The organism is Micromonospora sp. NPDC050795, from assembly GCF_044456785.1.
Taxonomy (GTDB): Bacteria; Actinomycetota; Actinomycetes; order Mycobacteriales; family Micromonosporaceae; genus Micromonospora.
The window spans coordinates 1-22,254 of the sequence record NZ_JBITGE010000048.1; the positions used below are offsets into that span (position 1 = coordinate 1).

24 protein-coding genes are annotated in these 22,254 nt (G+C 72.4%); 5 read left to right on the plus strand and 19 right to left on the minus strand.

The annotated features are described in order from the left end of the window. Window positions 1–435: 435 nt before the first annotated feature. Window positions 436–1,728 carry a tyrosine--tRNA ligase gene (gene tyrS, locus ACIBEF_RS29380; protein WP_396796588.1) on the minus strand — a complete coding sequence of 431 codons (1,293 nt, stop codon included), beginning with the start codon at window positions 1,726–1,728 and terminating at the stop codon, window positions 436–438. 99 nt (window positions 1,729–1,827) lie between these two features. On the opposite strand from tyrS, the gene ACIBEF_RS29385 reads away from it, so the two are divergent. Further along, on the plus strand, window positions 1,828–2,217 hold the full coding sequence (locus ACIBEF_RS29385) for a PaaI family thioesterase (RefSeq protein ID WP_396796547.1): 390 nt from the start codon (window positions 1,828–1,830) through the stop codon (window positions 2,215–2,217). Window positions 2,218–2,239: 22 nt separating this feature from the next. Here ACIBEF_RS29385 and ACIBEF_RS29390 read toward each other — a convergent pair whose 3' ends face one another. The 5 genes from ACIBEF_RS29390 to ACIBEF_RS29410 form a co-directional block, all read right to left on the minus strand. Continuing rightward, window positions 2,240–3,574, minus strand: a complete 1,335-nt coding sequence (locus ACIBEF_RS29390) for a hemolysin family protein (protein ID WP_396796549.1) — start codon at window positions 3,572–3,574, stop codon at window positions 2,240–2,242. Between the two features lie 227 nt (window positions 3,575–3,801). Then, a complete protein-coding gene (locus tag ACIBEF_RS29395) occupies window positions 3,802–4,443 on the minus strand; it encodes a hypothetical protein (protein WP_355009144.1) in 642 nt (213 codons plus the stop codon). 9 nt (window positions 4,444–4,452) lie between these two features. Beyond that, window positions 4,453–4,953, minus strand: a complete 501-nt coding sequence (locus tag ACIBEF_RS29400; RefSeq protein WP_396796551.1) for a GNAT family N-acetyltransferase — start codon at window positions 4,951–4,953, stop codon at window positions 4,453–4,455. Between the two features lie 46 nt (window positions 4,954–4,999). Beyond that, entirely contained in the window at window positions 5,000–6,475 is a 1,476-nt protein-coding gene (locus ACIBEF_RS29405; protein ID WP_396796552.1) for a serine hydrolase domain-containing protein, read from the minus strand. A gap of 48 nt (window positions 6,476–6,523) precedes the next feature. Further along, the gene (locus ACIBEF_RS29410) at window positions 6,524–7,027 is read right to left on the minus strand and encodes an ArsR/SmtB family transcription factor (RefSeq protein WP_396796554.1); all 504 of its coding nucleotides are present in this window, start codon (window positions 7,025–7,027) and stop codon (window positions 6,524–6,526) included. A 128-nt stretch (window positions 7,028–7,155) separates the two neighbouring features. Here ACIBEF_RS29410 and ACIBEF_RS29415 point away from each other — a divergent pair, with 128 nt between their 5' ends. Further along, a complete protein-coding gene (locus ACIBEF_RS29415; protein ID WP_396796556.1) occupies window positions 7,156–8,028 on the plus strand; it encodes a universal stress protein in 873 nt (290 codons plus the stop codon). Here the strand turns inward: ACIBEF_RS29415 and ACIBEF_RS29420 are convergent. The 5 genes from ACIBEF_RS29420 to ACIBEF_RS29440 form a co-directional block, all read right to left on the minus strand. Beyond that, entirely contained in the window at window positions 8,021–8,656 is a 636-nt protein-coding gene (locus ACIBEF_RS29420; protein ID WP_396796558.1) for an FMN reductase, read from the minus strand. The genes ACIBEF_RS29415 and ACIBEF_RS29420 overlap by 8 nt on opposite strands. Next, a complete protein-coding gene (locus ACIBEF_RS29425) occupies window positions 8,653–9,795 on the minus strand; it encodes an LLM class flavin-dependent oxidoreductase (protein WP_355009150.1) in 1,143 nt (380 codons plus the stop codon). Before ACIBEF_RS29425 ends, ACIBEF_RS29420 begins: the two co-directional genes overlap by 4 nt. Before the next feature lie 145 nt (window positions 9,796–9,940). Beyond that, complete coding sequence (locus tag ACIBEF_RS29430) at window positions 9,941–10,216, minus strand: ubiquitin-like small modifier protein 1 (RefSeq protein ID WP_396796560.1); 276 nt, start codon at window positions 10,214–10,216, stop codon at window positions 9,941–9,943. 2 nt (window positions 10,217–10,218) lie between these two features. After that, window positions 10,219–11,304 carry a WD40/YVTN/BNR-like repeat-containing protein gene (locus ACIBEF_RS29435; RefSeq protein WP_396796562.1) on the minus strand — a complete coding sequence of 362 codons (1,086 nt, stop codon included), beginning with the start codon at window positions 11,302–11,304 and terminating at the stop codon, window positions 10,219–10,221. A gap of 86 nt (window positions 11,305–11,390) precedes the next feature. Further along, entirely contained in the window at window positions 11,391–12,032 is a 642-nt protein-coding gene (locus ACIBEF_RS29440; protein WP_396796563.1) for a DNA-3-methyladenine glycosylase, read from the minus strand. 184 nt (window positions 12,033–12,216) lie between these two features. On the opposite strand from ACIBEF_RS29440, the gene ACIBEF_RS29445 reads away from it, so the two are divergent. The 3 genes from ACIBEF_RS29445 to ACIBEF_RS29455 all read left to right on the plus strand — a co-directional run bounded on the left by ACIBEF_RS29445 (window position 12,217) and on the right by ACIBEF_RS29455 (window position 13,619). Continuing rightward, window positions 12,217–12,672 carry a hypothetical protein gene (locus ACIBEF_RS29445; protein ID WP_396796564.1) on the plus strand — a complete coding sequence of 152 codons (456 nt, stop codon included), beginning with the start codon at window positions 12,217–12,219 and terminating at the stop codon, window positions 12,670–12,672. 86 nt (window positions 12,673–12,758) lie between these two features. Next, complete coding sequence (locus ACIBEF_RS29450; RefSeq protein ID WP_396796565.1) at window positions 12,759–13,184, plus strand: DNA-binding protein; 426 nt, start codon at window positions 12,759–12,761, stop codon at window positions 13,182–13,184. 81 nt (window positions 13,185–13,265) lie between these two features. Beyond that, window positions 13,266–13,619 (plus strand): MmcQ/YjbR family DNA-binding protein, encoded by a 354-nt coding sequence (locus ACIBEF_RS29455; RefSeq protein WP_357201299.1) that lies wholly within the window; start codon window positions 13,266–13,268, stop codon window positions 13,617–13,619. A 43-nt stretch (window positions 13,620–13,662) separates the two neighbouring features. Here the strand turns inward: ACIBEF_RS29455 and argH are convergent, their stop codons facing one another. From argH to argC, 8 genes are all read right to left on the minus strand, one after another. Further along, on the minus strand, window positions 13,663–15,126 hold the full coding sequence (argH, locus tag ACIBEF_RS29460) for an argininosuccinate lyase (RefSeq protein ID WP_366611667.1): 1,464 nt from the start codon (window positions 15,124–15,126) through the stop codon (window positions 13,663–13,665). Between the two features lie 76 nt (window positions 15,127–15,202). Further along, entirely contained in the window at window positions 15,203–16,414 is a 1,212-nt protein-coding gene (locus ACIBEF_RS29465) for an argininosuccinate synthase (RefSeq protein WP_396796566.1), read from the minus strand. Beyond that, entirely contained in the window at window positions 16,411–16,926 is a 516-nt protein-coding gene (locus ACIBEF_RS29470) for an arginine repressor (RefSeq protein ID WP_355009159.1), read from the minus strand. The genes ACIBEF_RS29465 and ACIBEF_RS29470 overlap by 4 nt, the downstream gene beginning before the upstream one ends. After that, entirely contained in the window at window positions 16,923–17,876 is a 954-nt protein-coding gene (gene argF / locus ACIBEF_RS29475) for an ornithine carbamoyltransferase (RefSeq protein ID WP_396796567.1), read from the minus strand. Before argF ends, ACIBEF_RS29470 begins: the two co-directional genes overlap by 4 nt. Next, window positions 17,873–19,102 carry an acetylornithine transaminase gene (locus tag ACIBEF_RS29480; RefSeq protein WP_396796569.1) on the minus strand — a complete coding sequence of 410 codons (1,230 nt, stop codon included), beginning with the start codon at window positions 19,100–19,102 and terminating at the stop codon, window positions 17,873–17,875. The genes argF and ACIBEF_RS29480 overlap by 4 nt, the downstream gene beginning before the upstream one ends. After that, the gene (gene argB, locus ACIBEF_RS29485; protein ID WP_366611675.1) at window positions 19,099–20,004 is read right to left on the minus strand and encodes an acetylglutamate kinase; all 906 of its coding nucleotides are present in this window, start codon (window positions 20,002–20,004) and stop codon (window positions 19,099–19,101) included. Before argB ends, ACIBEF_RS29480 begins: the two co-directional genes overlap by 4 nt. 55 nt (window positions 20,005–20,059) lie before the next feature. Then, entirely contained in the window at window positions 20,060–21,232 is a 1,173-nt protein-coding gene (argJ, locus tag ACIBEF_RS29490) for a bifunctional glutamate N-acetyltransferase/amino-acid acetyltransferase ArgJ (protein WP_396796571.1), read from the minus strand. Next, window positions 21,229–22,230: an N-acetyl-gamma-glutamyl-phosphate reductase gene (argC, locus tag ACIBEF_RS29495; RefSeq protein WP_396796572.1), complete on the minus strand. Its 1,002-nt coding sequence runs from the start codon at window positions 22,228–22,230 to the stop codon at window positions 21,229–21,231. Before argC ends, argJ begins: the two co-directional genes overlap by 4 nt. Between the last annotated feature and the right edge of the window lie 24 nt (window positions 22,231–22,254).

The window sequence follows — 22,254 nt, forward strand, 5'->3', positions numbered from 1 at the left end:
CGCTTTCCAGCGCCAGGCACTTTTACTACGTTACCCGCTCGTTTCCGCCCTGTCAAACCGATATTTCGCGGTTCGCCATGCTTCAACCCGATAACGCGGGCACCATGTCGCAACCGGCTTGCGCCGCTTTCGTCATGGGTTCGGCAGGCCGGCCGTCGCGATTTCCCGCGACCCGCCCGGTGCCCTGCCAGTTCGTAACCATACCCGGTCGGTTTCGCAGCGCCAAATCCGCCTCGCGGCGTTTCTGGCGGCACCTCCCGGTTGGGGCTCCGGTGGGCGTGCCCACCCGACCCCCAGGCCGTTGGCCTGCGCTCCGGCCGCTTCAGGCTTTCGCCTGTTTCGTCCGTTCCGCGCTGGCAGAGAGAAAGTTACGCGTCCGGCGGGATGATCGTCAAATCCGCCGGACGCGTCCCCCGTCACATCGTCGACAGGTGGCTATTCACCCAGCTCAACGCCCGCGAACGAACGCTTTCCCCGGCGCAGCACCAGGTATCGCCCATGCAGCAGGTCGGCCGGCGACACCCCCGCGTCCACAGCGGTCACCCGGTTGTTGTTGACGTAGGCGCCGCCTTCGGCGATCACCCGCCGAGCCTCCTTGAGGCCACTCACCAGACCGGAGTCCCGCAGCAGACCCGCCACATCCGGCAATTCGCCGGTGAGGCGTACGAGACCCGCCTCGGTCAGGGCCGCGCGCAGGGTCTCCGGCGACAGCTCGTCCAACGAGCCACGGCCGAAGAGCGCCTGACTGGCGGCGATCGCCTGTCGGGTCTCGTCGGCACCGTGCACCAGTGTGGTCAGCTCCTCGGCGAGCGCCCGCTGCGCCAGCCGGGCCGCCGGCCGTTCGGCTGTCGCCTTGGCCAGCTCTTCCAGCTCGTCGCGGGTGCGGAAGCTGAAGTACCGCAGGTAGCGGTCGACCTCCTGGTCCTCGACGTTGAGCCAGAACTGGTAGAAGGAGTACGGGCTGGTCATCGTCGGGTCGAGCCAGACAGCACCGCCCTCGCTCTTACCGAACTTCGTACCGTCGGACTTGGTGACGAGCGGCGTGGTGAACGCCTGCACCGGCCCCCCGCCCCGTCGGCGTACGTAGTCGACGCCGGCGGTGATGTTGCCCCACTGGTCGGAGCCACCGAACTGGAGCTGACAGCCGTGCCGGCGGTGCAGCTCGAAGAAGTCGTTGGCCTGGAGCAGTTGGTAGCTGAACTCGGTGTAGCTGATGCCGGTCTCCAGCCGGGCCCGCACCACCTCCCGCGCGAGCATCTTGTTCACCGGGAAGTGTTTGCCCACATCGCGGAGGAACTCGACGATCGACATCTCGCCGGTCCAGTCCAGGTTGTTGACCAACTGCGCCGCGTTCTCGCCGGAGTACGACACGAAGGGCGCGAGCTGGTCGCGGATCCGCTCGACCCAGCCGGCGATCACCTCGGTCGGGTTGAGCGCCCGCTCGGCGCTCTCCTTCGGGTCACCGATCTGCCCGGTCGCGCCGCCGACCAGCAGCAACGGGCGATGGCCGGCGAGTTGCAGCCGGCGGGCCATGAGGACCTGCATGAGGTTGCCGACGTGCAGGCTCGGCGCGGTGGGGTCGAAGCCCACGTAGTACGTGGCGGCACTCCCACCGTCGAGCAGCTCGCGCAGCTCGTCGAGGCCGGTCGAGTCCTGTATCAGGCCACGCCAGAGCAGGTCATCGGTCAGGGAGTCCCGCCCGGGCGGCGGAGGGCTGCTGTCGGTCACGGTCACCGATTCTCCCCCATCGCCGGCACCAACCCGTACCGGGTTTGGCGCAACCCGCCCCGGCTAGGCTTGCGCCCGTTGATCGAGGAGGGCCTTGCCATGGAGATTCCGGACCTGACGGGTGGCTTCGTCGCCCTGCTCGGCCTCAAGTTCGAGGAGGCCAGCGCCGACCGGGTGGTCATCAGCTGGCAGGTCGGCCCGCAGCTGCACCAGCCGTTCGGCATCCAGCACGGCGGGGTGTACTGCTCGGTCGTGGAGACCGCGGCCAGCGTGGGTGGCGCCCTCTGGCTGGCCGACCGGGGCACTGTGGTCGGGGTGTCGAACCAGACCGACTTCCTGCGGGCCGTCCGCGAGGGCGAGCTGAGGGCGATCGGCACCCCGGTGCACCGGGGCCGCAGCCAGCAGCTCTGGCAGGTGGAGATCATCGACGCCGACGAGCAGTTGGTCGCCCGTGGTCAGGTCCGGCTGCAGAACCTCTCGCCCGCCTGAGCGACGGCAGTCGCCGCACCGGTCAACTGCGGGCCTCGTCCAGCATCGGCTCCGCGGGCTGGTCGGTGTCGGCGTCGCCGTCGCCTTCCTCGGGTACGCGGCTGAGCCGTACCTCGGTGATGGCCCGGTGGTCGATGCCGGCCACCACCAGCACCCAACCGTCGAGCGTGACGTCCTCCCCGGCGACGGTGGGGATGTGCCCGAGCCGGGCCAGCACCAGCCCGGCGACTGTCGTGTAGTCACCGGCCGGGCGCGGCAGCTCCACGCCGATGTCCGGCAGGTCGTGCACCGGGAAGGTGCCGGGCAGCACCAGCGCACCGTCGGGGTCACGCCGCACCGAGCGCACATCCCGGTCGGTCTCGTCGTAGATCTCGCCGACGATCTCCTCCAGGATGTCCTCCAGCGTCACGATCCCGTCGACGGCGCCGCGCTCGTCCACGACGAGCGCGATGTGCTGACGCTCGGCCTTGAACTGGCGCAGCGCGTCCACCACCGGCAACGAGTCGGGCAGCAGCATCGGCGGTCGGGCGATCTCGTCGACCGGGCGGTCGTCGGGCACACCCACCAGGTCACGCAGGTGGATCACTCCGGCCGTGTCGTCCAGGCCGCCGTGGCGCACCACCGGCGCGCGGGAGTGCCCGGTGGCGGCCAGCACGAGCCGCGCGGCCTCCGCCGTGGTCCCGCTGTCGAGCGTGAAGACCTGCAACCGGGGTACGAGGACAGCCCGCAACCGCCGGTCGGCGATCTCGACGGCACCCGCGATGATGGTGCGCTGCTCCTTGGTGAAGCCGTGGTTGCCGGCGACGATGTCGCGCAGCTCGTCCGGGCCGATCTCCTCCGGCTCGTGTTTGGGGTTGAGCCCGACCAGGCGGACCACCACGTCGCTGGTGGCGCCGAGCGCCCAGACGGCCGGCCGGGTGAGGCTGGCGAGCAGGTCGAGCGGGCGGGCCACCAACAGCGCCCACCGTTCGGCGGACTGCATGGCGATCCGCTTGGGCGCCAGCTCGCCGAAGACCAGGGTGACGAAGGTCAGCGCGAGGGTGACCGCCACGATCGCCACCGTCTCAGCGGCGTTGCCGAACATCCCGAGCAACGGGACGAGGGGCTTGGCCAGGGAGACCGCCGCCGCGGCGGAGGCCAGGAAACCGGCGAGGGTGATGCCGATCTGGATGGTGGCCAGGAAGCGGTTCGGGTCCTTGGCGAGCCGGGCCAGCACCCGTCCGGCCCGGCTGGTGCGCTCCAGCCGCTGGATCTGGCTGTCTCGCAGCGACACCAACGCCATCTCGCTGCCCGCGAAGAGCGCGTTGATCACGACCAGGACTCCGACCAGGGCCAGTTGGCTCCCGTAGCTCTGCACGCCCGGTTCGCTCCCTCGTGGTGGTGGCACCGGCTGCCCCGCGCGGCACCCGCCGGTCGGCGAGCCCGCCCGGCGTAGGCGTGTCTTTGCCCCGTCCGGCGCCGGCCGAATCCTGCTCCGGCGAGGCTAGCCGAACCGGACGAAGCGAGGTTACGCCGAATCAGGCCACGGCGAGGCTACGCCGGATCGGACGACGGTGACGCCACGCCGACCGGGGCATCGGTGGGTCAGGCCGACTGGGGCGTTGGCGACGCCGGCAGGTCGAGGACGTACGAGTCGCCATCCGGGCGGAAGCCGAGCCGGTGGTAGTAGGGGGCCACCATCCGGGGCGGGCTGACCACCCGGTGGAAGCCCCGTTCGGTGAACAGGTGGCTGCGCCGGTAGACGAACTCGCCCGGGGTGAAGTCCCGGAACTTCGGGGTCACGTAATCCAGGTCGATCTGGGCGACACCGGGCGCCTCGGCGTGCGACAGCACCACTCCGACGACCTCGTCGGCGGTGACCACGAGAAACGCCGAGCGCCCCGACGCGTCCGGGTCCCAGTGGAAGCCGGGGTTGAACCGGGTGATGTCGGCGGCGTGCACCCGCAGCGTGTGCGCGAGGAACTGGTCGCCGACGCCGACCTCCACCACCTGGTAGGTCTTCTCGTCGTGCCGGGTGGCGAGCATCCCGCGCAGGTACCAGATGTTGATCACCGCGAGCACGACGTTGAGCCCGACGCCGGGCCAGACCTCGATCGCGGCGTTGTAGCCGATCAGCACGAAGCAGCCGACGAGGTTGAGCGCCCGCAGCCGCAGGATGCGGGACTGCAGCAGGGACCAGACCAGCACCGCGGAGCCGGCCCAGCCGACGAGATCCAACCAGTTCACGCCGCGAGACTAGTGCCCGCCCAGGTCAGAGGCGTCGGCGGGCAGCTCCAACAGCCACTCCTCGACGTCTTCGCCGCGGCCGTTGGCGTACCCCGAGTCTTCGCCGATCACCACGAACCCGCACTTGCGGAGCACCGCGAGGGAGGCGGCGTTGTCCTTGGCGGCGCGGGCGTGCACCGGCCGGGGCAGCTCGCGCAGCAGGGCGGCCAGGGCCGACGTGGCGTGGCCCCGACCCCAACGTGCCGGGTCGATCCAGTAGCTGACCTCGGTCTGCCCCTCGGCCGGCCAAGCGCTCACATAGCCGACCACCTCGCCGTCGACCTCGGCGGTGCGGACCAGGTTCTGCGGGTTGGTGAGCACCCGGGCCCAGTGTGCGGCGAACTCCCGACGGTCGGACGGGTCCTTCGGGCCGAACGCGGCCATCCGGTTGGCCTCCGGGTCCTGCTGGTGCAGGAAGAACTCGACGAGGTCGTCCTCACGGACCGGGCGCAGCAGCAGATCGGAGGTCATCGGCCGAGGGTACGCAACGGCGGTGACGACACGCCGCGGCGCGGAGTCAGCCGACGACGGCCACGACCGCCAGCACGGCAGCGCCCAGGGAACTCGCCACCGACAGCAGTCGACGCCACGGCACCCGCGCGTCGACCACCGGCAGAGCGCGCCACCGGGTCGCCGCCAGGGCCACCCCCGCCGCCGACAGGCCGGCGCCGAGCGGCCACAGCCAGGCCGGCACCATCGACCAGTCCCCCATCCGGTGCCCCAGGCCGAGATAGGCGAACGCCCAGACCGCCGCCGCCAGCAGCGTCACCTGGTCCAGTTGACGACGGCGGGCGGTGCCGAGCAGGGAGAGGCCGCCGAGGAAGGTGAAGGCAACCGCGAGGCCGGCGCCGATCCATGGCAGCACCATCGACGTCGCCGAGTCGGCCTCCTTCGGTGGCACCCCGAGCAGCCGCAGCCCGATCGGCTCGACGCCCTTGTCGGTGTTGCCGAGCACCACCACCGCCCGCCCGGTCGCCCGTTCGAGGCCGACGTAGGACCGGAACCCGCCGGTAGCGCCGTTGTGCCAGACGATCTCGCGGTCGCCGTGCCGGGTGGTGAACCAGCCGTACCCGATGCGGGTGTCGTCGTCCTCGCGGAAACGGGCGGTGGCGGCGTCGGCACCGGGTGCGGTGCCGGCGAGAGTCGCGGCGAGCAACCTGCCCAGATCCTCGGCCGTCGACCAGGGGCCGGCGCCGGCCGGGGCGTAGCCGGCTCCTGCCCACGGGTCGAGCGGCCGGCCGCCGGCCCGGCTTCCCTGGGCGCGATCGGCCGGCAGGTCGTCGACGCGGGTGGCGACAGTGGTGGCCGTCATGTCGAGCGGCCGTAGCAGCCGGTCGTGCAGCAGCTCGGGGTACGCGACGCCGGCCTTCGCGGCGAGCGCGTGGCCGAGCACGGACGGCCCGAGGTTGGAGTAGTGGACCTCGCCGCGCTCGTCGTCGTTTGTGTCGACCCGGTCGGTGGCGCTGCGAACGGCGTCGACGCCCTGCCCGGCGTAGGGGTTTGCGCCGGAGACGTTGGACCAGAGGATGCGTGCCCACCCCAGTGGGGAGCCGGGGGCCAGGCGGGGCAGGCCGGTGCGGTGGCTGGCGAGTTCGGCGAGCGTGACGTCGCGGGCGGGGCCGGTGATCTCGGGCCAGGTGGCGCCGAGCCGGTCGTCCGGGCCGACGACACCGGCGGCGACCTGGTCGGCGAGGAGCATGCCGGTGAGGGCCTTGGTGACCGAGCCGATCTCGAACGGGGTGCCCGGCTCCACGGGTCGAGCGGCGAGGTCCCGGTCACCCAGGCCGGCGGTGCGGATCCGGCCGTTCTCGACCAGGGCGACGGCGAGCCCGCGCAGGCCTGACTGGTCGGGCGTGGCCGAACGGGCGGCGGCGGCCAGGTCGCGGTCGCCGGTGCTCTGCCCGCCGAGTCGGGGCACCCGGGGCATCAACGCCACCCCGACCAGGCCGGCGATCAGCGCGACGGCGAGGACGGTGACGGTCGTCCGGCGCATGGTGGTTCCTCCGTGGGGTCGTCGGATGGGCGGCCGCGCCGCGTCTGGTCAGCGGCCGGCGGCGGTGAGGATGGCCAGCAGCGGCACCACGCGTTCGGCGGGGACCGCGTACCGGCCTCGGCCGGCGCTGCGCAGCCAACCGGCGGCGGTGATCTGGCGCAGGTGGTGATGCAGTTGGCCGGTGGTGCCTAACTCCTCGATCTCGGCCAGCTCGCTGGTGCTCTGCCGGCCGCCGAGGATCTCCCGCAGGAGCCGCAGCCGCACCGGGTGGGCCAACGCGGAAAGGGTGCTGGGCAGGTCCGTCCAGTCGGCGGCGAGCAGGTCGTCGACGGTGCGGCCGTACTGCCAGTCGTAGTGCTGGCCGGCGACGCGGACGGTGCCGGTGTAGAGCACGGCGCCCGACCCGTCGGGTGGCAGGCGCTGCTTGAGGCCGTCGAGCGCCCAGAAGGTGCCCTCCGGCGCGGGTGGTGGCGGCGGCGCGGAGGTGGGCCGCTCGCTCAACGCGGCAACCTGTGCCTCCAGCGCGGCGAGCCGATCTTCCACGGAATCCATGCGTCGATACTACGAACATACGTAATTGCGTGCAAGCGCCGGACCGTCGCGCGCCCGGAACCGGCGCGTCCGGACCTTGCGGTGCTGCCGAGCGGTCGACAATGGCCTGACCGACCCAGGGAGCGCCGATGAACCGACCTGTCGTGGTGGGCGTGGACGGATCGCCGTTTAGCCTCGTCGCCGCCGAACACGCGGCACGGGCCGCCGTGCTCCGGTCCCGACCGCTGCTCCTGGTACACGGGTACCTGCACGCGTCCGGCTACGGCGTGCCTCTCAACCCGTACGACATCGGGGTGCCCGCGCCCTCGGCGGAGGCGCAGCAGATGCTGGAGCGCACGGCGGCCGAGCTGACCGACCGGTGGCCCGGCCTCACCACCGAGGTGCGTCAGATCCTCGGGGGCCCGGGAGCCACCATGATCGAGGAGTCCCGCCGGGCGGACCTGGTGGTGGTGGGCAGCCGTGGTCTGGGCGGGTTCACCGGGCTGCTGCTCGGCTCGGTCGGCGCGCAGGTGGCCGCGCACGCCCACTGCCCGGTGCTGGTGATCCGCCCGGACGAGCAACCGATCCCGGTGGACGGCCCGGTGCTGGTCGGCGTCGACGGGTCCGAGTCGTCCCGGCTCGCCGTGGGCCTGGGCGCCGACGAGGCGGCGCTGCGGGACGTGCCGCTGGTGCTGGCGCACGTCGGCCCTCAGGACGGGGACCGGACGGTGCCGGAGGAGATCGAGGAGTCGCAGGCCGCGTACCAGGCCGACGTGGTGCGACTCCTGGCCGACGCCTCCGCCGTGGTGCGCGCCGAACACCCCGACCTGGTGGTGCGCGAGCATCCGGTCCGGGCGGCCGGCGCGGCCCAGGGGCTCATCGAGGCCAGCGGCACGGCGTCGCTGCTGGTCGTGGGCACCCGGGGCCGGGCCGGTTTCACCGGTCTGTTGCTCGGGTCGGTCAGTCAGGCGGCGATCCACCACGCGCACTGCCCGGTGCTGGTCGCCCACCCGGTCAGCTGACCGGCGCGCCGTCACCTCGGCCGAGCATCTGCAGGAAGTCGGTGGTGAGGGCGAACGGATCGGCCGGACCGGTGGCTGGTGGCCGCCGCTCGATCTGGTCGGCCAACTCCCCGGCGGCGCGCCGGATCCGGGCGCGCAACGCGCCGTCGGCGGTGCCGTCGGACCAGTCCTCCGGGGCGGCGAAGACCGCCGTCGGGACGACCACCGACCGAAGGTAGGCGAACATCGGGCGGACGGCGTGCTCCAGTGCCAACGAGTGCCGGGCGGTGCCGCCGGTCGCGCCGATCAGCACCGGCCGGTCGACCAGCGACCCGGAATCCAACACGTCGAAGAAGGACTTGAACAGCCCGTTGTACGAGGCGCTGAAGATCGGGGTGACGGCGATGAGCCCGTCCGCCCCGGTCACCGTGTCGACGACCTCGCGCAGCGCCGCCGGCGCGAACCCGGTGAGCATGTTGTTCACCACGTCGTGGGCGTACTCGCGCAGGTCCACGACGTGCAGCTGCACGTCGGAGCCGCGCCGGACCAACTCGTCGCGGGTGGCCGCGGCGAGCTGGTCGGCGAGCAGCCGGGTCGACGAGGGCTGACTCAGCCCCGCCGAGATCACGGCCAGGGTGCGCTGGGTCATCGGGTCGCCCCCTCCGGCGCCTTGCCCGTCACGTCGTCGACGGCGTGCACCGTGCTGTCCTTGGCGCCGCCCGCGGCGGCGACCAGCGAGGCGTGCGTCGGCGCCGCCGGCACGTGCGCCGGACGTCTCGCGGCGAACTCCTTGCGCAGCACCGGCACGACCTCCTCGCCGAGCAGGTCGAGCTGCTCCAGCACGGTCTTCAGCGGCAACCCGGCGTGGTCCATCAGGAACAGCTGGCGCTGGTAGTCACCGACGTACTCCCGGAAGCCGAGCGTGCGGTCGATGACCTGCTGCGGGCTGCCCACGGTCAGTGGGGTCTCCCGGGTGAAGTCCTCCAGCGACGGCCCGTGCCCGTAGACCGGGGCGTTGTCGAAGTAGGGCCGGAACTCCCGGACCGCGTCCTGCGAGTTGCGGCGCATGAACACCTGCCCACCGAGGCCGACGATGGCCTGGTCGGCGGAGCCGTGGCCGTAGTGCGCGTACCGCTGGCGGTAGAGCGCGATCATCCGCTGGGTGTGCTCCTTGGGCCAGAAGATGTGGTTGGCGAAGAAGCCGTCACCGTAGTACGCGGCCTGCTCGGCGATCTCCGGGCTGCGGATCGAGCCGTGCCAGACGAACGGGGGCACGCCGTCGAGCGGGCGCGGCGTCGAGGTGAACGACTGCAGCGGCGTGCGGTACTTGCCCTTCCAGTCGACCACGTCCTCGCGCCACAGCCGGTGCAGCAGGTCGTAGTTCTCGATGGCCAGGGGGATGCCGGCGCGGATGTCCTTGCCGAACCACGGGTAGACCGGGCCGGTGTTGCCGCGGCCCATCATGAGGTCCACCCGGCCGTCGGAGAGGTGCTGGAGCATCGCGTAGTCCTCGGCGATCTTCACCGGGTCGTTCGTGGTGATCAGCGTGGTGGCGGTGGACAGCAGCAGCCGCTCGGTACGCGCCGCGATGTAGCCGAGCATGGTGGTCGGTGACGACGGCACGAATGGCGGGTTGTGGTGCTCGCCGGTGGCGAAGACATCGAGGCCGACCTCCTCGGCCTTCAACGCGATGGCGACCATCGCCTTGATCCGCTCACGCTCGGTCGGCTCCCGACCGGTGGTCGGATCGACCGTGACGTCACCGACGGTGAAGATTCCGAACTGCATGACCAGCTCCTCGCGTGTCAACCGGGTGCCGTCGTGGTACCCGGACGCAGCTCACAACTTATTTGACGACGCAACTATTCCGTCGGCGGTACACCTCGCAGTGGCGCCGGTCACGCCCCTGACCGGACAACGGGTCGCAGAACGGTCAGCCGCCCGCGACCGACGGCAGCACCTGCACCTCCGCGCCGTCCTTGACCGGGGTGGCCAGGCCACCGGAGTGCCGGCAGTCTTCCCCGTCGACGAAGACGTTGACGTAGCGCCGCAGCTCACCACGCTCGTCGCGGATGCGCCGGGCCAGCCGCGGATGCGCGACGGCCATCTCGTCGAGGACCGCCCGCAGCGTCCCGGCGGCGGTGACGGTCAGCCGACTCGCGCCCCCGGCCTCGCCACGCAGCGGGCCGGGCAGCAGCACCGTGACCACGCTCAGACCTCCGCGGCGCGGACGCAGAGCACGTCCGGCAGGTGCGCCGCGATCAGGGACCAGGAGTCACCCTCGTCGCGGCTGGCGAAGACCGAGCCGGAGCGGGTGCCGAAGTAGACCCCACCGGGGCTGGCGTCGTCGGCGCACATCGCGTCGCGCAGCACCGCCGGATAGAACGGCCCCTCGGGCAGCCCCACCGACAGCGGCTCCCACTTGCCGCCAGCGTCGACGGAACGGAACACCCGGCAGCGGTGGTCGGTCGGGAACCGCTCGCCGTCGGCCACCAACGGGAAGGTCCACACCGTGCCGCCGCGCCCCGGGTGGGCCACCATGGGAAAGCCGAAGTCGCTGGGCAGCCCGTCGGCGATCGAGGACCAGGTGCGCCCGTCGTCGTCGGAACGGTAGACGCCGTGGTGGTTCTGCGCGTACAGCCGCTCGGGGTTGGCCGCGTCCCGGGCGACCTTGTGCACGCACTGGCCGAACTCCGGCCACTCGTCGGGCATGAAGTAGGCGCGGATGCCGGTGTTGCCCGGCGCCCAGCTCGCGCCTGCGTCCTCCGAGCGGTAGACCCCGCCGGTGGACATGGCGACCAGCAGCCGAGCCGGGTCACGCGGGTGAGGCAGCACCGTGTGCACGGCCTGACCACCGAAGCCGCCCTCCCACTGCGGGCGGTGCGGATGGTCCCAGAGGGAACGGACCAGCTCGAAGCTGCGGCCACCGTCGGTGGACCTGAACAACGCGGAGGGCTCGGTGCCGGCCCAGACCACGTCCGGCTCGTCGGGGCCGGCCGGCGTCAACTGCCAGACCCGGCCGAGGGAGACGCCGGTGTCGGCCGGAAACGCGACCGGCGCCTGGTCGGGCTCGTCCCAGGAAGCGCCGAGGTCGTCGCTGGTGGCGACGCTGGGGCCGAAGTGGGAGCTGGTCACGCCGGCGAGCAGCCGCGGGGTGGGCCGACGGGTGTCGACGGCGACCGCGTAGACCCCCGTCATCGGAAAGTGCGGACCGGTGATCTCCCAACTGCGCCGCTCGTCGGTGCTGGTGGCGAGAAACAATCCCTTGGCTGTGCCGATCGCGAGCAGTGTCGCCATGACGTCCTCCGAACCGTCGGTGAGCAGGTCCGGTGATTATGGCCACACCGTCCGACAACCCCCGCCGCCCACACGCCGCAGGTCAGTCAGCGTCGGACGCGCGGCACGTGCCGGCGGTACGCGCTGACCGTCGGATCGCCCTCCAGCCAGAACCGCCAGGGCAGATCGTGCGCGCCGGTCACCCCGACCCGGGGACCCGCCACCACCGTCTCCGGCGGCACCGGCTCGGCCGGCGGCCGCAGGCGGACCGGGCCGTCGCCGAGCAGGTCCGCCCCGTACGCCTCACGGTCGATGCCGAGCGCGGAGCAGAGCCGGGCGGGCCCACGGGCCAGATCCACCTCCCGCCGGACGGCCGGCCGGCGCTCCCGTGCCGTGGCCAGCCCGTCGACCACCGCGCCGGCGCGCAGCAGCACGGCGGAAGCCTCCCCCTCGACCCCGGTGACCACGTTCACGCACCAGTGCATGCCGTAGGTGAAGTAGACGTAGGCGTGCCCGGCGGGACCGAACATCACGGCGTTGCGCGGGGTGCGGCCCCGATGGGCGTGCGAGGCGGGATCGCCGCCACTGCCCGCGTACGCCTCGACCTCGGTGATCCGGACGGTGACCCCGCCGGCGTACAGCCGGCAGCCCAGCAGCCCACGCGCCGCCGGCAGCACCGGACCGGCGAGCAGGTCCGCCAGCGCCGCCAGGTCGGTGTCGGTGCTGCGGTCACCGGACGACAGGGCCATGTCTCCGACCGTACCCATCCCGGTTCCCCGGCACCCGGCCGGGCGCGCCGACCACTGAGCGCCGGCCCGAACACGACTCACGTCGCACACCAGACAGTCGACGGAACGGTGAAACCGGACCGTCGGCTCGGGAGTGTTCCCGATGTCGTCGCACGGGGCGACGACATCACGGGAGGAAATCACCATGACCGTACGGAGCATCCGGCTACCACTGATCGCCACCGGCCTGATCGCGGCAGCCGCGACCCTGGCCTTCACCCCGTCGGCCAGCGCGAGCGTCCCGCTGCGGGCCGCGGCGCAGGCCGACAACGCGGCGCTGCCCACGATCGCGGTCGGCGCAACGGGCACGATCGAGGCGAACGGCGCGGCGGCGATCGTGCCGGTCACCGTGACCTGCTCGAAGGCCCTCGAGTTCGACGTCACGGTCAAGGTCGCGCAGGCGGTCGGCCAGACGATGCGCGCGGGCACGACGGTTCGGAGGGTCACCTGCGCGGAGGGCACCCAGGAGGTGCGGGTCGCGGTGATCCCGGTCGAGCGTCCGTTCGCAGCGGGCGTCGCGTTCGGTGTGGTGACCGCGAGCCCCTGTGACCCGTACTGCACACCCATCTTCGGCGAGCGCCAGTTCAACCTGGTGCGCTGAGGCGTCGCCCGGCGGCACGGCATGCCCGTGCCGCCGGGCTTCAACATTAAGTTGACAATCAGACGTTCATGCGATGTGCTCGAGGTATGACGACCGAGGACATCTTCACCGCACCGGACCCGGGCCGGGCCCGCGCCCACCGCACCCACGAGGCGTTACAGCGGATCAGCGAGCGGCACGCCGGCACCGACACGCGACGGGGCCGGTGGGCCCACCCGTACGTGCTCGACCCGTGGGAGGCGGTCGCCCTGGTCACCGCGCTGGCCGCCGGCGGGGCCGAGCGCGAACCCGCTGAGGAGCCGATCGACTCCGCCGACCTGACCGCCGCGCTGACCCTGCTGCCCCACGTCCGCGCCGAACTGGACGCCCTGGAGGCCGGCCTGCTGACGCTGGCCCGCGACCGGGGGCTGACCTGGCAGGCGATCGCGTACGGGCTGGGGTTGGGCAGCGCGCAGGCGGCCCGGCAGCGCTACGAGCGGGTCGCCGCCCGTTCGGCCGACCAGACCTCCTGACGACCGCGCCCGTCGGACCGGCACGGCGCGTGTGCGACAGCAGTCGGGCGGGCACACTGTGCGCACGACGAGGAGGCACCCATGGAGCGCGCGGAGATGCTGGCGTACTGCCTGGCCAAGCCGGGAGCGTGGCTGGACCAGCCGTGGGAGGGCGACGAGGTGGTGAAGGTGGGCAGCCGGATCTTCGCGTTCCTTGGCAGCGACAGCGGCAAGCCGACGGTCGGCATCAAGTGCGGGGCGACCCGGGAGGTGGCCGACGAGTGGCTGCACCGGCACCCCGACGACGCCAGCGTGATGGCCTACATCGGCCGGTCCGGATGGAACACGCTGCGCCTCAACGGCGGGATCGACGACGACGAGCTGACCGAGGCGGTCGACTCGTCGTACGACATGGTGGTGGCCAAGCTCCCCAAGCGCGAGCGCCCGACGGCCTGAACCGCCGCGGCGCCGGCGGCAGGCGCCGACGCCACGGCACGGCTCAGCGCGGAACGACCCGCTCGGTGGCCCACTCCCGCCAGCCGGCCAGCCGGTCCGCCGCGGCGGCGAGCTGGTCGGCGACCGGGCCGGGGCCGGTGGAACCGGGGGTGGTCCGGGCCGCGAGAGCCGAACGGACCGAGAGCACGTCGCGCACCGACGGGTCGAGGTGCCCGCTGATCGCGGCCAGGTCCTCGTCGGAGACGTCGTTGAGCTCGCACTCCCGAGCAGCGCAGAGCGCCACCAACTGGCCGGTGATCTCGTGCGCGTCGCGGAACGGCACGTTGCGTCGGACCAGCCAGTCGGCGACCTCGGTGGCGAGGGAGAAGCCGACCGGGGCGGCGGCGACGAGGCGGTCCACCCGGACCGTCATCGTGGAGATCATTCCCGCCAGGGCCGGAAGCAGCAGCTCCAGGGTGTCGACCGCGTCGAAGGCCGGCTCCTTGTCCTCCTGCATGTCCCGGTCGTAGGTCATCGGCAGGCCCTTGAGCATGGTGAGCACTGTCATCAGGCCGCCGACCAGACGCCCGGACTTGCCCCGGGCCAGCTCGGCGATGTCCGCGTTCTTCTTCTGCGGCATGATCGACGAGCCGGTGGCGAAGGAGTCGTCCAGCTCCACCCAGCCGAACTCGTGCGAGGTCCAGAGCACCACCTCCTCGCCGAGCCGGGACAGGTGCACCCCGATCAGGGCCGTGGTGAAGAGGAACTCGGCCACGAAGTCCCGGTCGGCGACGGCGTCCATCGAGTTGGCGAACGACGTACGGAAGCCCAACTCCTTGGCCACCGCCACCGGGTCCAGCGGGAGCCCGGAACCGGCCAGGGCGCCCGCGCCGAGCGGGCTGATCGCCGCCCGGTGGTCCCAGTCGCGCAGCCGTTCGAGGTCGCGCAGCAGCGGCTGCACGTGGGCGAGCAGCCAGTGCCCGAAGGTGACCGGCTGGGCGTGCTGGAGGTGGGTCATGCCCGGCGCGGCGGTGTCGATGTGCCGCTCGGCCTGCTCGACCAACGCCTCCGCCAACTCGACCAGGCGACTCGCCACGCCCCGGGCGTGGTCGCGCAGGTAGAGCCGCAGGTCGGTGGCGACCTGGTCGTTGCGGGACCGGCCGGCGCGCAGCTTGCCACCGAGGCTGCCGAGACGCTCCAGCAGACCGCGCTCCAACGCGGTGTGCACGTCCTCGTCGTCGATGGTGGGGCGGAACGTCCCGGAGGCGCAGGCGGCCTCCAGGTCGTCCAGCGCGGCCAGCATCCGGCCCAGCTCCTCCGGATCGAGCAGGCCGGCGCCGGCCAGGACCCGGGCGTGCGCCCGGGAACCGGCAATGTCGTACGGGGCCAGGCGCCAGTCGAACTGCACGCTCACCGACAGTCGGGCGAGCGCCTCGGCGGGGCCGCCCGCGAACCGGCCACCCCAGAGGCTCGTCCGGTTGGTGGCGGCGCTGTTCTCGGTCAGGCTCTTGTCGTCCACGTCGCCCATCATCGCGTTGGTTGCCTTTCGCTCGCGACTGCGGGGCCCGCTTGCCGCGCTTGATCAGTCTTCGCGCTCACACGTGTCACTGTCCGCCACCGCCCAACCGGGCGTCCCGAGCCGCGGCCATCCGGCTCGGCAGCCCCCACAGCTGCACGAAGCCCTTAGCCAGGGACTGGTCGAAGGTGTCGCCGGTGTCGTAGGTGGCCAGCTGGAAGTCGTAGAGGCTCGCCTCGGAACGCCGGCCGGTCACCGTGGCCCGGCCGCCGTGCAGGATCATCCGCACCTCGCCGCTCACGTGCCGCTGCGCGTCGTCGATGAACGCGTCCAGCGACGCCTTCAGCGGCGAGAACCACAGCCCGTCGTAGACGAGTTCGCCCCAGCGCTGATCGACGCCCTTCTTGAACCGGGCCAGGTCCCGCTCGACGGTCACCGCCTCCAGCTCCTGATGGGCGGTGATCAGGGCGATCGCGCCGGGGGCCTCGTACACCTCGCGGCTCTTGATGCCGACCAGGCGGTCCTCGACCATGTCGAGGCGGCCCACGCCCTGAGCGCCGGCGCGCCGGTTGAGCTCCAGGATCGCCTGGTACGGGGTGACCGTCTCACCGTCGATCGCCACCGGCACACCGCCGTCGAAGGTGATCACGACCTCGTCGGGGTCGCGCTCCTGGGTCGGGTCGGAGGTGTACGAGTAGAGGTCCTCGACGGGGGCGTTCCAGATGTCCTCCAGGAAGCCGGTCTCCACCGCGCGACCCCACAGGTTCTGGTCGATGGAGTACGGCGACCTGGCCGACACGTCGATCGGCAGCCCCTTCTCCTCGGCGAAGGCGATGGCCTTGTCCCGGGTCCAGGCGAAGTCCCGGGCCGGCGCGATGATCTTCAGGTCGGGGGCGAGCGCGTTCAGGCCCACCTCGAACCGGACCTGGTCGTTGCCCTTGCCGGTGCAGCCGTGCGACACGATCGTGCCGCCGTGCGTGCGCGCCGCCGCCACCAGGTGCTTGACGATCAGCGGCCGGGACAGCGCCGACACCAGTGGGTAGCGGTCCATGTAGAGCGCGTTGGCCCGGATCGCCGGCAGACAGTAGTCGGCGGCGAACTCGTCGCGCGCGTCCACCACCTCGGACTCAGCGGCGCCGCAGTCCAGGGCACGCTGCCGGATGGCATCGAGATCCTCACCGCCCTGCCCGACGTCGACCGCGACCGCGATCACCTCGGCGCCGGTCTGCTCCGACAGGTACGGAATGGCGACGGAGGTGTCCAACCCACCGGAGTACGCGAGCACGACCCGCTCGGTCATGACGTGGTGTTCCCTTCAGCGGTGTCGTCCCGGCGGGCCCAACCGGCGAGCTTGTCTCCGAGTGCGGCCCCGCCGACGGCCTCACGAGCCACGACGAGGATGGTGTCGTCGCCGGCGATGGTGCCGACGATCTCGGGCAGGCCCGCCCGGTCCAACGCGCTGGCCAGGTACTGGGCTGCGCCCGGGGGTGTCCGCAGCACGGCGATGTTGCCGCTGGAGTCGACCCCGTTGAGCAGTTCGCGCAGCAGCCGCACCAACCGGGCCGGCGCGGCCTCGGCGTCACGCAACGGCCGCTGCCCGTCCTCGGGGATCAGGTAGACGGCCGGTCCGTCGCCGCCGCGCACCTTGACCGCCCCCAACTCCTCCAGGTCCCGCGAGAGGGTGGCCTGGGTGACGCCGACGCCGTCGGCGGCGAGCAGATCCGCCAGCTCGGTCTGCGACCGGATCGGCCGGTCGCGGATCAGCTCCACGATCCGGGCGTGGCGGGCCGCGCGAGTCAGCGGCGCGGTCATCGCGGCCCTCCGGTGGCGGCATCGGCGGTCGCGGGCTCCAGCAGGAACGTCAGCAGCGCCTTCTGGGCGTGCAGCCGATTCTCCGCCTGGTCGAAGACCGCGCTCTGCGGGCCGTCGAGCACCTCGTCGGTGATCTCCTCACCTCGGTGTGCGGGCAGGCAGTGCAGCACGATCGCGTCCGGTGCGGCCTGACCGAGCAGCTCCTTGTTGACCTGGTAGGGCAGGAACGGGGTGATCCGGTCCAACCCGTCGGACTCCTGCCCCATCGACGTCCAGGTGTCGGTGGCCAGCACGTCGGCGTCGCGTACCGCCTGGGCCGGGTCGGTCAGCACCCGCACCGACCCGCCGGTCTCCGCGGCGATCCCAGCGGCCCGCCGCACCACCGCCTCGTCCGGCGCGAACCCGGCCGGACCGGCGATCCGCACGTGCATACCGGCCGTCGCCCCGGCCAGCAGGTACGACTGCGCCATGTTGTTCGCGCCGTCCCCCACGTACGCCAGGGTGCGTCCGGCCGTGCCACCGCACCGCTCCCGGATGGTGAGCAGGTCGGCCAGCAGCTGGCACGGGTGGAAACCGTCGGTGAGCGCGTTGACCACCGGCACGGTCGCGCCCGCCGCCACCTCGGCGATCCGCTCGTCACCGTGGGTCCGCAGCACGATCGCCGCGACGTAACGGGACAGCACCCGCCCCGCGTCGGCGAGCGACTCCCCCCGACCGAAGTGGGTGACCTGCGTGTCCACCACCAGAGGGTGTCCGCCCAGCTCGGCGATCCCGGCGTCGAACGAGATCCTGGTCCGCAGGCTCTGCTTGTCGAAGAGCACCGCCACCGAGCGGGGGCCGACCAGCGGCCGGTGGCCGAACCGGTCCGCCTTCATGCCCGCCGCCAGGTCGAGGACAGCGGACTGTTCGGCCGGCGACAGGTCGTCGTCGCGCAGGAAGTGCCGGGTCATCGAGTCGTCCCCGTCGTGGTGGTCAGTGTGGCTGGTGCGGTCTGCGCGCCGGCAGCGGCCGGGGCGGTCGCGTCCAGTGCGGCGGGCAGCGCCGCGAGGAAGGTGTCCGCCTGGGCGGCGGTGAGGATCAGCGGTGGGGCCAGCCGGATCACACCCGGCTGCACCGGGTTGACCAGGAAGCCGGCTTCCCGCAGCGCCTCGGCCAGCACCGACGACACCGGCGCGGTCAGCGCCACACCGAGCAGCAGCCCAGACCCGCGTACCTCGCCGATCAGCGGGTGGCCCAGCGCCTCGATGCCGCGCCGCAACCGCTCGCCGACCCGCTTGACGTTGTCGAGCAGGCCCTCGTTGGCGATGGTCGCCACCACGGCGAGCGCCGCCGCGCAACTGACCGGGTTGCCGCCGAACGTGGTGCCGTGCGAGCCGGGCGTGAGCAGGTCCGCGGCGGGGCCGAAGGCCAGCGTCGCACCGATGGGCAGCCCGCCACCCAGCCCCTTGGCCAGGGTGACCACGTCCGGCTCCACACCGTCGGCCTGGTGCGCGAACCAGTGCCCGGTACGCCCGACACCGGTCTGCACCTCGTCGAGGACCAGCAGCGCGCCGTGCCGGGCGGTGATCCGCCGGGCCTCGGCGAGGTAGCCGGGCGGCGGGACCAGCACGCCGTTCTCCCCCTGGACGGGTTCCAGGATCACCATGGCGGTCGCCTCGGAGACGGCCGCTTCGAGGGCGGCGACATCGCCGTAGTCGACGTGGGTCACCTCGCCGGGCAGCGGCCGGAACGGGTCGACCTTGGCCGGTTGACCGGTCAGCGCGAGGGCGCCCATGGTGCGGCCGTGGAAGCCGCCCCTGGTGGCCACCACCTGGGTGCGGCCGGTGCGCCGGGAGAGCTTGAACGCCGCCTCGTTCGCCTCCGCGCCCGAGTTGGCGAAGAAGACCCGGCCCGGTCGGCCGGCGAGCGCCAACAGCAGTTCGGCGAGGGCCACCGGCGGCTCGGCCACATAGAGGTTGGAGACGTGCCCAAGGGTCGCGACCTGCTTCGACACCGCCGCCACCACCGCTGGGTGGGCGTGACCGAGGGCGTTGACCGCAATGCCACCCACCAGGTCCAGGTACTCCCGGCCGGCGTCGTCGACCACGACGGCGCCCTGACCGGAGACCAACGCCATCGGCGGTGTGCCGTAGTTGTCCATCATGGACTGCTTCCACCGCTGCGCCAACGTGCTCATGTCGCGTCCGTCCCGTCTCCCGGCACCACCATCGTTCCGAACCCTTCCGAGGTGAACACCTCAAGCAACGTGGAGTGCGCCACCCGGCCGTCGACGACGTGCGCGGCGGGCACTCCCCCACGCACCGCTCGCAGGCACGCCTCCATCTTCGGCACCATGCCCGACTCCAGGCTGGGCAGCAGCTTCGCCAGATCGTCCGCGGCGATCTCGGAGACCAGGCTGCTGGTGTCCGGCCAGTCCGCGTACAGGCCGGCCACGTCGGTGAGCACCACCAGCTTGCGGGCCCGCAACGCGATCGCCAGCGCGGCGGCGGCGGTGTCCGCGTTGAGGTTGTGCAGCACCCCCTCCACGTCCGGCGCCACCGTGGAGATCACCGGAATCCGACCGGCCTCGATCAGGTCGGTCACCGCGGACACGTCGACCGACTCGACGTCCCCGACCTGCCCCACGTCGACCGGCACCCCGTCCACGTACGCCGGACGCCGCACCGCGGTGAACAGCCGGGCGTCCTCGCCGGAGAGGCCGACGGCGTACGGGCCGTGCGAGTTGATCAGACCCACCAGCTCCCGGCCCACCTGACCGACCAGCACCATCCGGACCACGTCCATCGCCTCGGCGGTGGTCACCCGCAGACCACCCCGGAACTCGCTGGCGATGCCGAGGCGACCCAGCATGGCGGAGATCTGCGGACCGCCGCCGTGCACCACCACCGGCTTCAGGCCGGCGTAGCGCAGGAAGACCATGTCGGCCGCGAACGCCCGCTGCAACTCCGGCTCGGTCATCGCGTTGCCGCCGTACTTGACCACGACCGTCGAGCCGGTGAAGCGCGCCAACCAGGGCAACGCCTCGATCAACGTCTCCGCCTTGACCTGGGCACGAGCCAGATCGCTGCTGAGGCTCACCGCACCGGCCTTTCGTTCGCGACTACGGGACTCCGCTGCGCTGCGTTCCTCGCGCTCATGTGGAGTACGCCGAGTTCTCGTGCACGTACGCGTGGGACAGATCGTTTGTCCAGATCGTGGCGGCCGACGTACCCGCGTGCAGGTCGATCCGGATGGTCACGTCCCGCCCGGTCAGGTCGACCGTCGAGCGGTCCTCGGCGGCGGCGCCGCCCCGGCACACCCACACCCCGTTGACCGCCACGTCCACCTCGTCCGGCTCGAACGCGGCAGCGGTGGTGCCGACGGCGGCGAGGATCCGACCCCAGTTGGGGTCGTTGCCGAACAGCGCCGTCTTGACCAGGTTGTTACGGGCCACCGCACGGCCCACCTCGACCGCCTCGTCCTCGTCCGCCGCGCCGACCACGTCGATGGCGATCTGCTTGGTGGCGCCCTCGGCGTCGGCCACCAACTGCTGGGCCAGGTCGTGACAGGCCGCGGTGACGGCCGCGGCCAGCTCGGCCGGCGTCGGCTCGATGCCGCTCGCGCCGCTGGCCAGCAGCAACACCGTGTCGTTCGTGGACATGCAGCCGTCGGAGTCGACCCGGTCGAAGCTGACCCGGGTGGCCGCCCGCAACGCCTCGTCCAGCGTCGCCGGACCGGCCACCGCGTCGGTGGTCAACACGCAGAGCATGGTGGCCATCCCGGGCGCGAGCATCCCCGCGCCCTTGGCCATGCCGCCGACCGTCCAGCCGCTCCCCCGGGTCACAGTGGTCTTCGGCCGGGTGTCCGTGGTCATGATCGCCTCGGCGGCGGCCGGGCCACCGTCGCGGGACAGCCGACGGATCGCCGAGCGGACGCCCGGCAGCAGCTTCGGCATCGGCAGCCGCTCACCGATGAGCCCGGTCGAGCAGACCGCCACATCACCGGCGCCGAGGATCAACCGGGGACTGGCCGAGGTCAGCGCGGCGGCGGTGTGCTCGGCGGTGGCGTGGGTGTCCTGGAAGCCGGCCGGACCGGTGCAGGCGTTGGCGCCACCGGAGTTGAGCACCACGGCGCGGACCACACCACCCTGCACGACCTGCTGGGTCCAGAGCACCGGCGCGGCCCTGACCCGGTTGGTGGTGAAGACACCGGCCACACCGGCGTCCGGGCCGTCGTTGACCACCAGGGCCACGTCCGCGCCGCCGCTGGCCTTGAGGCCGGCGGCCACACCGGCCGCCCGGAACCCCCGAGGGGCGGTGACACTCAAGGGGTGACCCCCCAGATCGACAGGCCCGTCGTCTCCGGCAGGCCGAGCATCAGGTTGGCGTTCTGCACGGCCTGACCGGCCGCGCCCTTGCCCAGGTTGTCCAACGCGCTGAGCACGATCAGGCGGCCCGAGTCGACGTCGACGGTGGCCTGCAGGTGACACGAGTTGGAGCCGAGGGTCGCGGCCGTGTGCGGCCAGCGGCCCTCCGGCAGCACGTGCACGAACGGCGCGTCCGCGTACGCCCGGGCCAGCACCTCCTGCGGGTCGACGCCGCGCGCCGGCACCGCGGTGACGGTGGCCAGGATGCCGCGCGGCGTCGGCGCCAGAACCGGGGTGAACGACAGCCCGGTCGCGCCGGTGGCCTGCTTGATCTCCGGGACGTGCTGGTGGGTGCCCACCCGGTAGGGCGACAGGTCGCCCATCACCTCGCTGGCCAACAGGTGCGCCTTGGCCGCCCGGCCGGCGCCGGAGGTGCCGGAGGCGGCGACCACCACCACGTCGTCGGGGTTGGCCGCGCCGTCGGCGATCAGCGGCGCGAGCGCCAGGGTGATCGCGGCGGCGTAGCAACCGGTGTTCGCCACCCGGGTGGAGCCGGCGATCAGCTCCCGCTGACCGGGCAACTCGGGCAGGCCGTAGGTCCACTGCCCGGCGTGCGTGCCGCCGTAGTACTGCGCCCAGGCGTACGGGTCGGCCAGCCGGTGGTCGGCACCCAGGTCGACGATCCGCACCTCGGCCGGGAGTTGGGCCGCGAGAGCCGCCGACTGACCGTGCGGCAGGGCCAGGAACACCAGGTCCGCATCGGCCAGGATCACCGGATCGGTCTCGCCGAGCACCAGGTCGAGCCCGGTGAGCTGCGGGTGCACCACGTCGACGCGGTGCCCGGCCTGGCTGTGCGCGGTGGCGGCGACCAGGTCGAACTCCGGGTGCCCGGCGATCAGGCGCAGCAGCTCGCCCCCGGCGTACCCGCTCGCACCGGCGACCGCGACTCGGATCCCCATACTCACCTCCGCATGACTATGCAG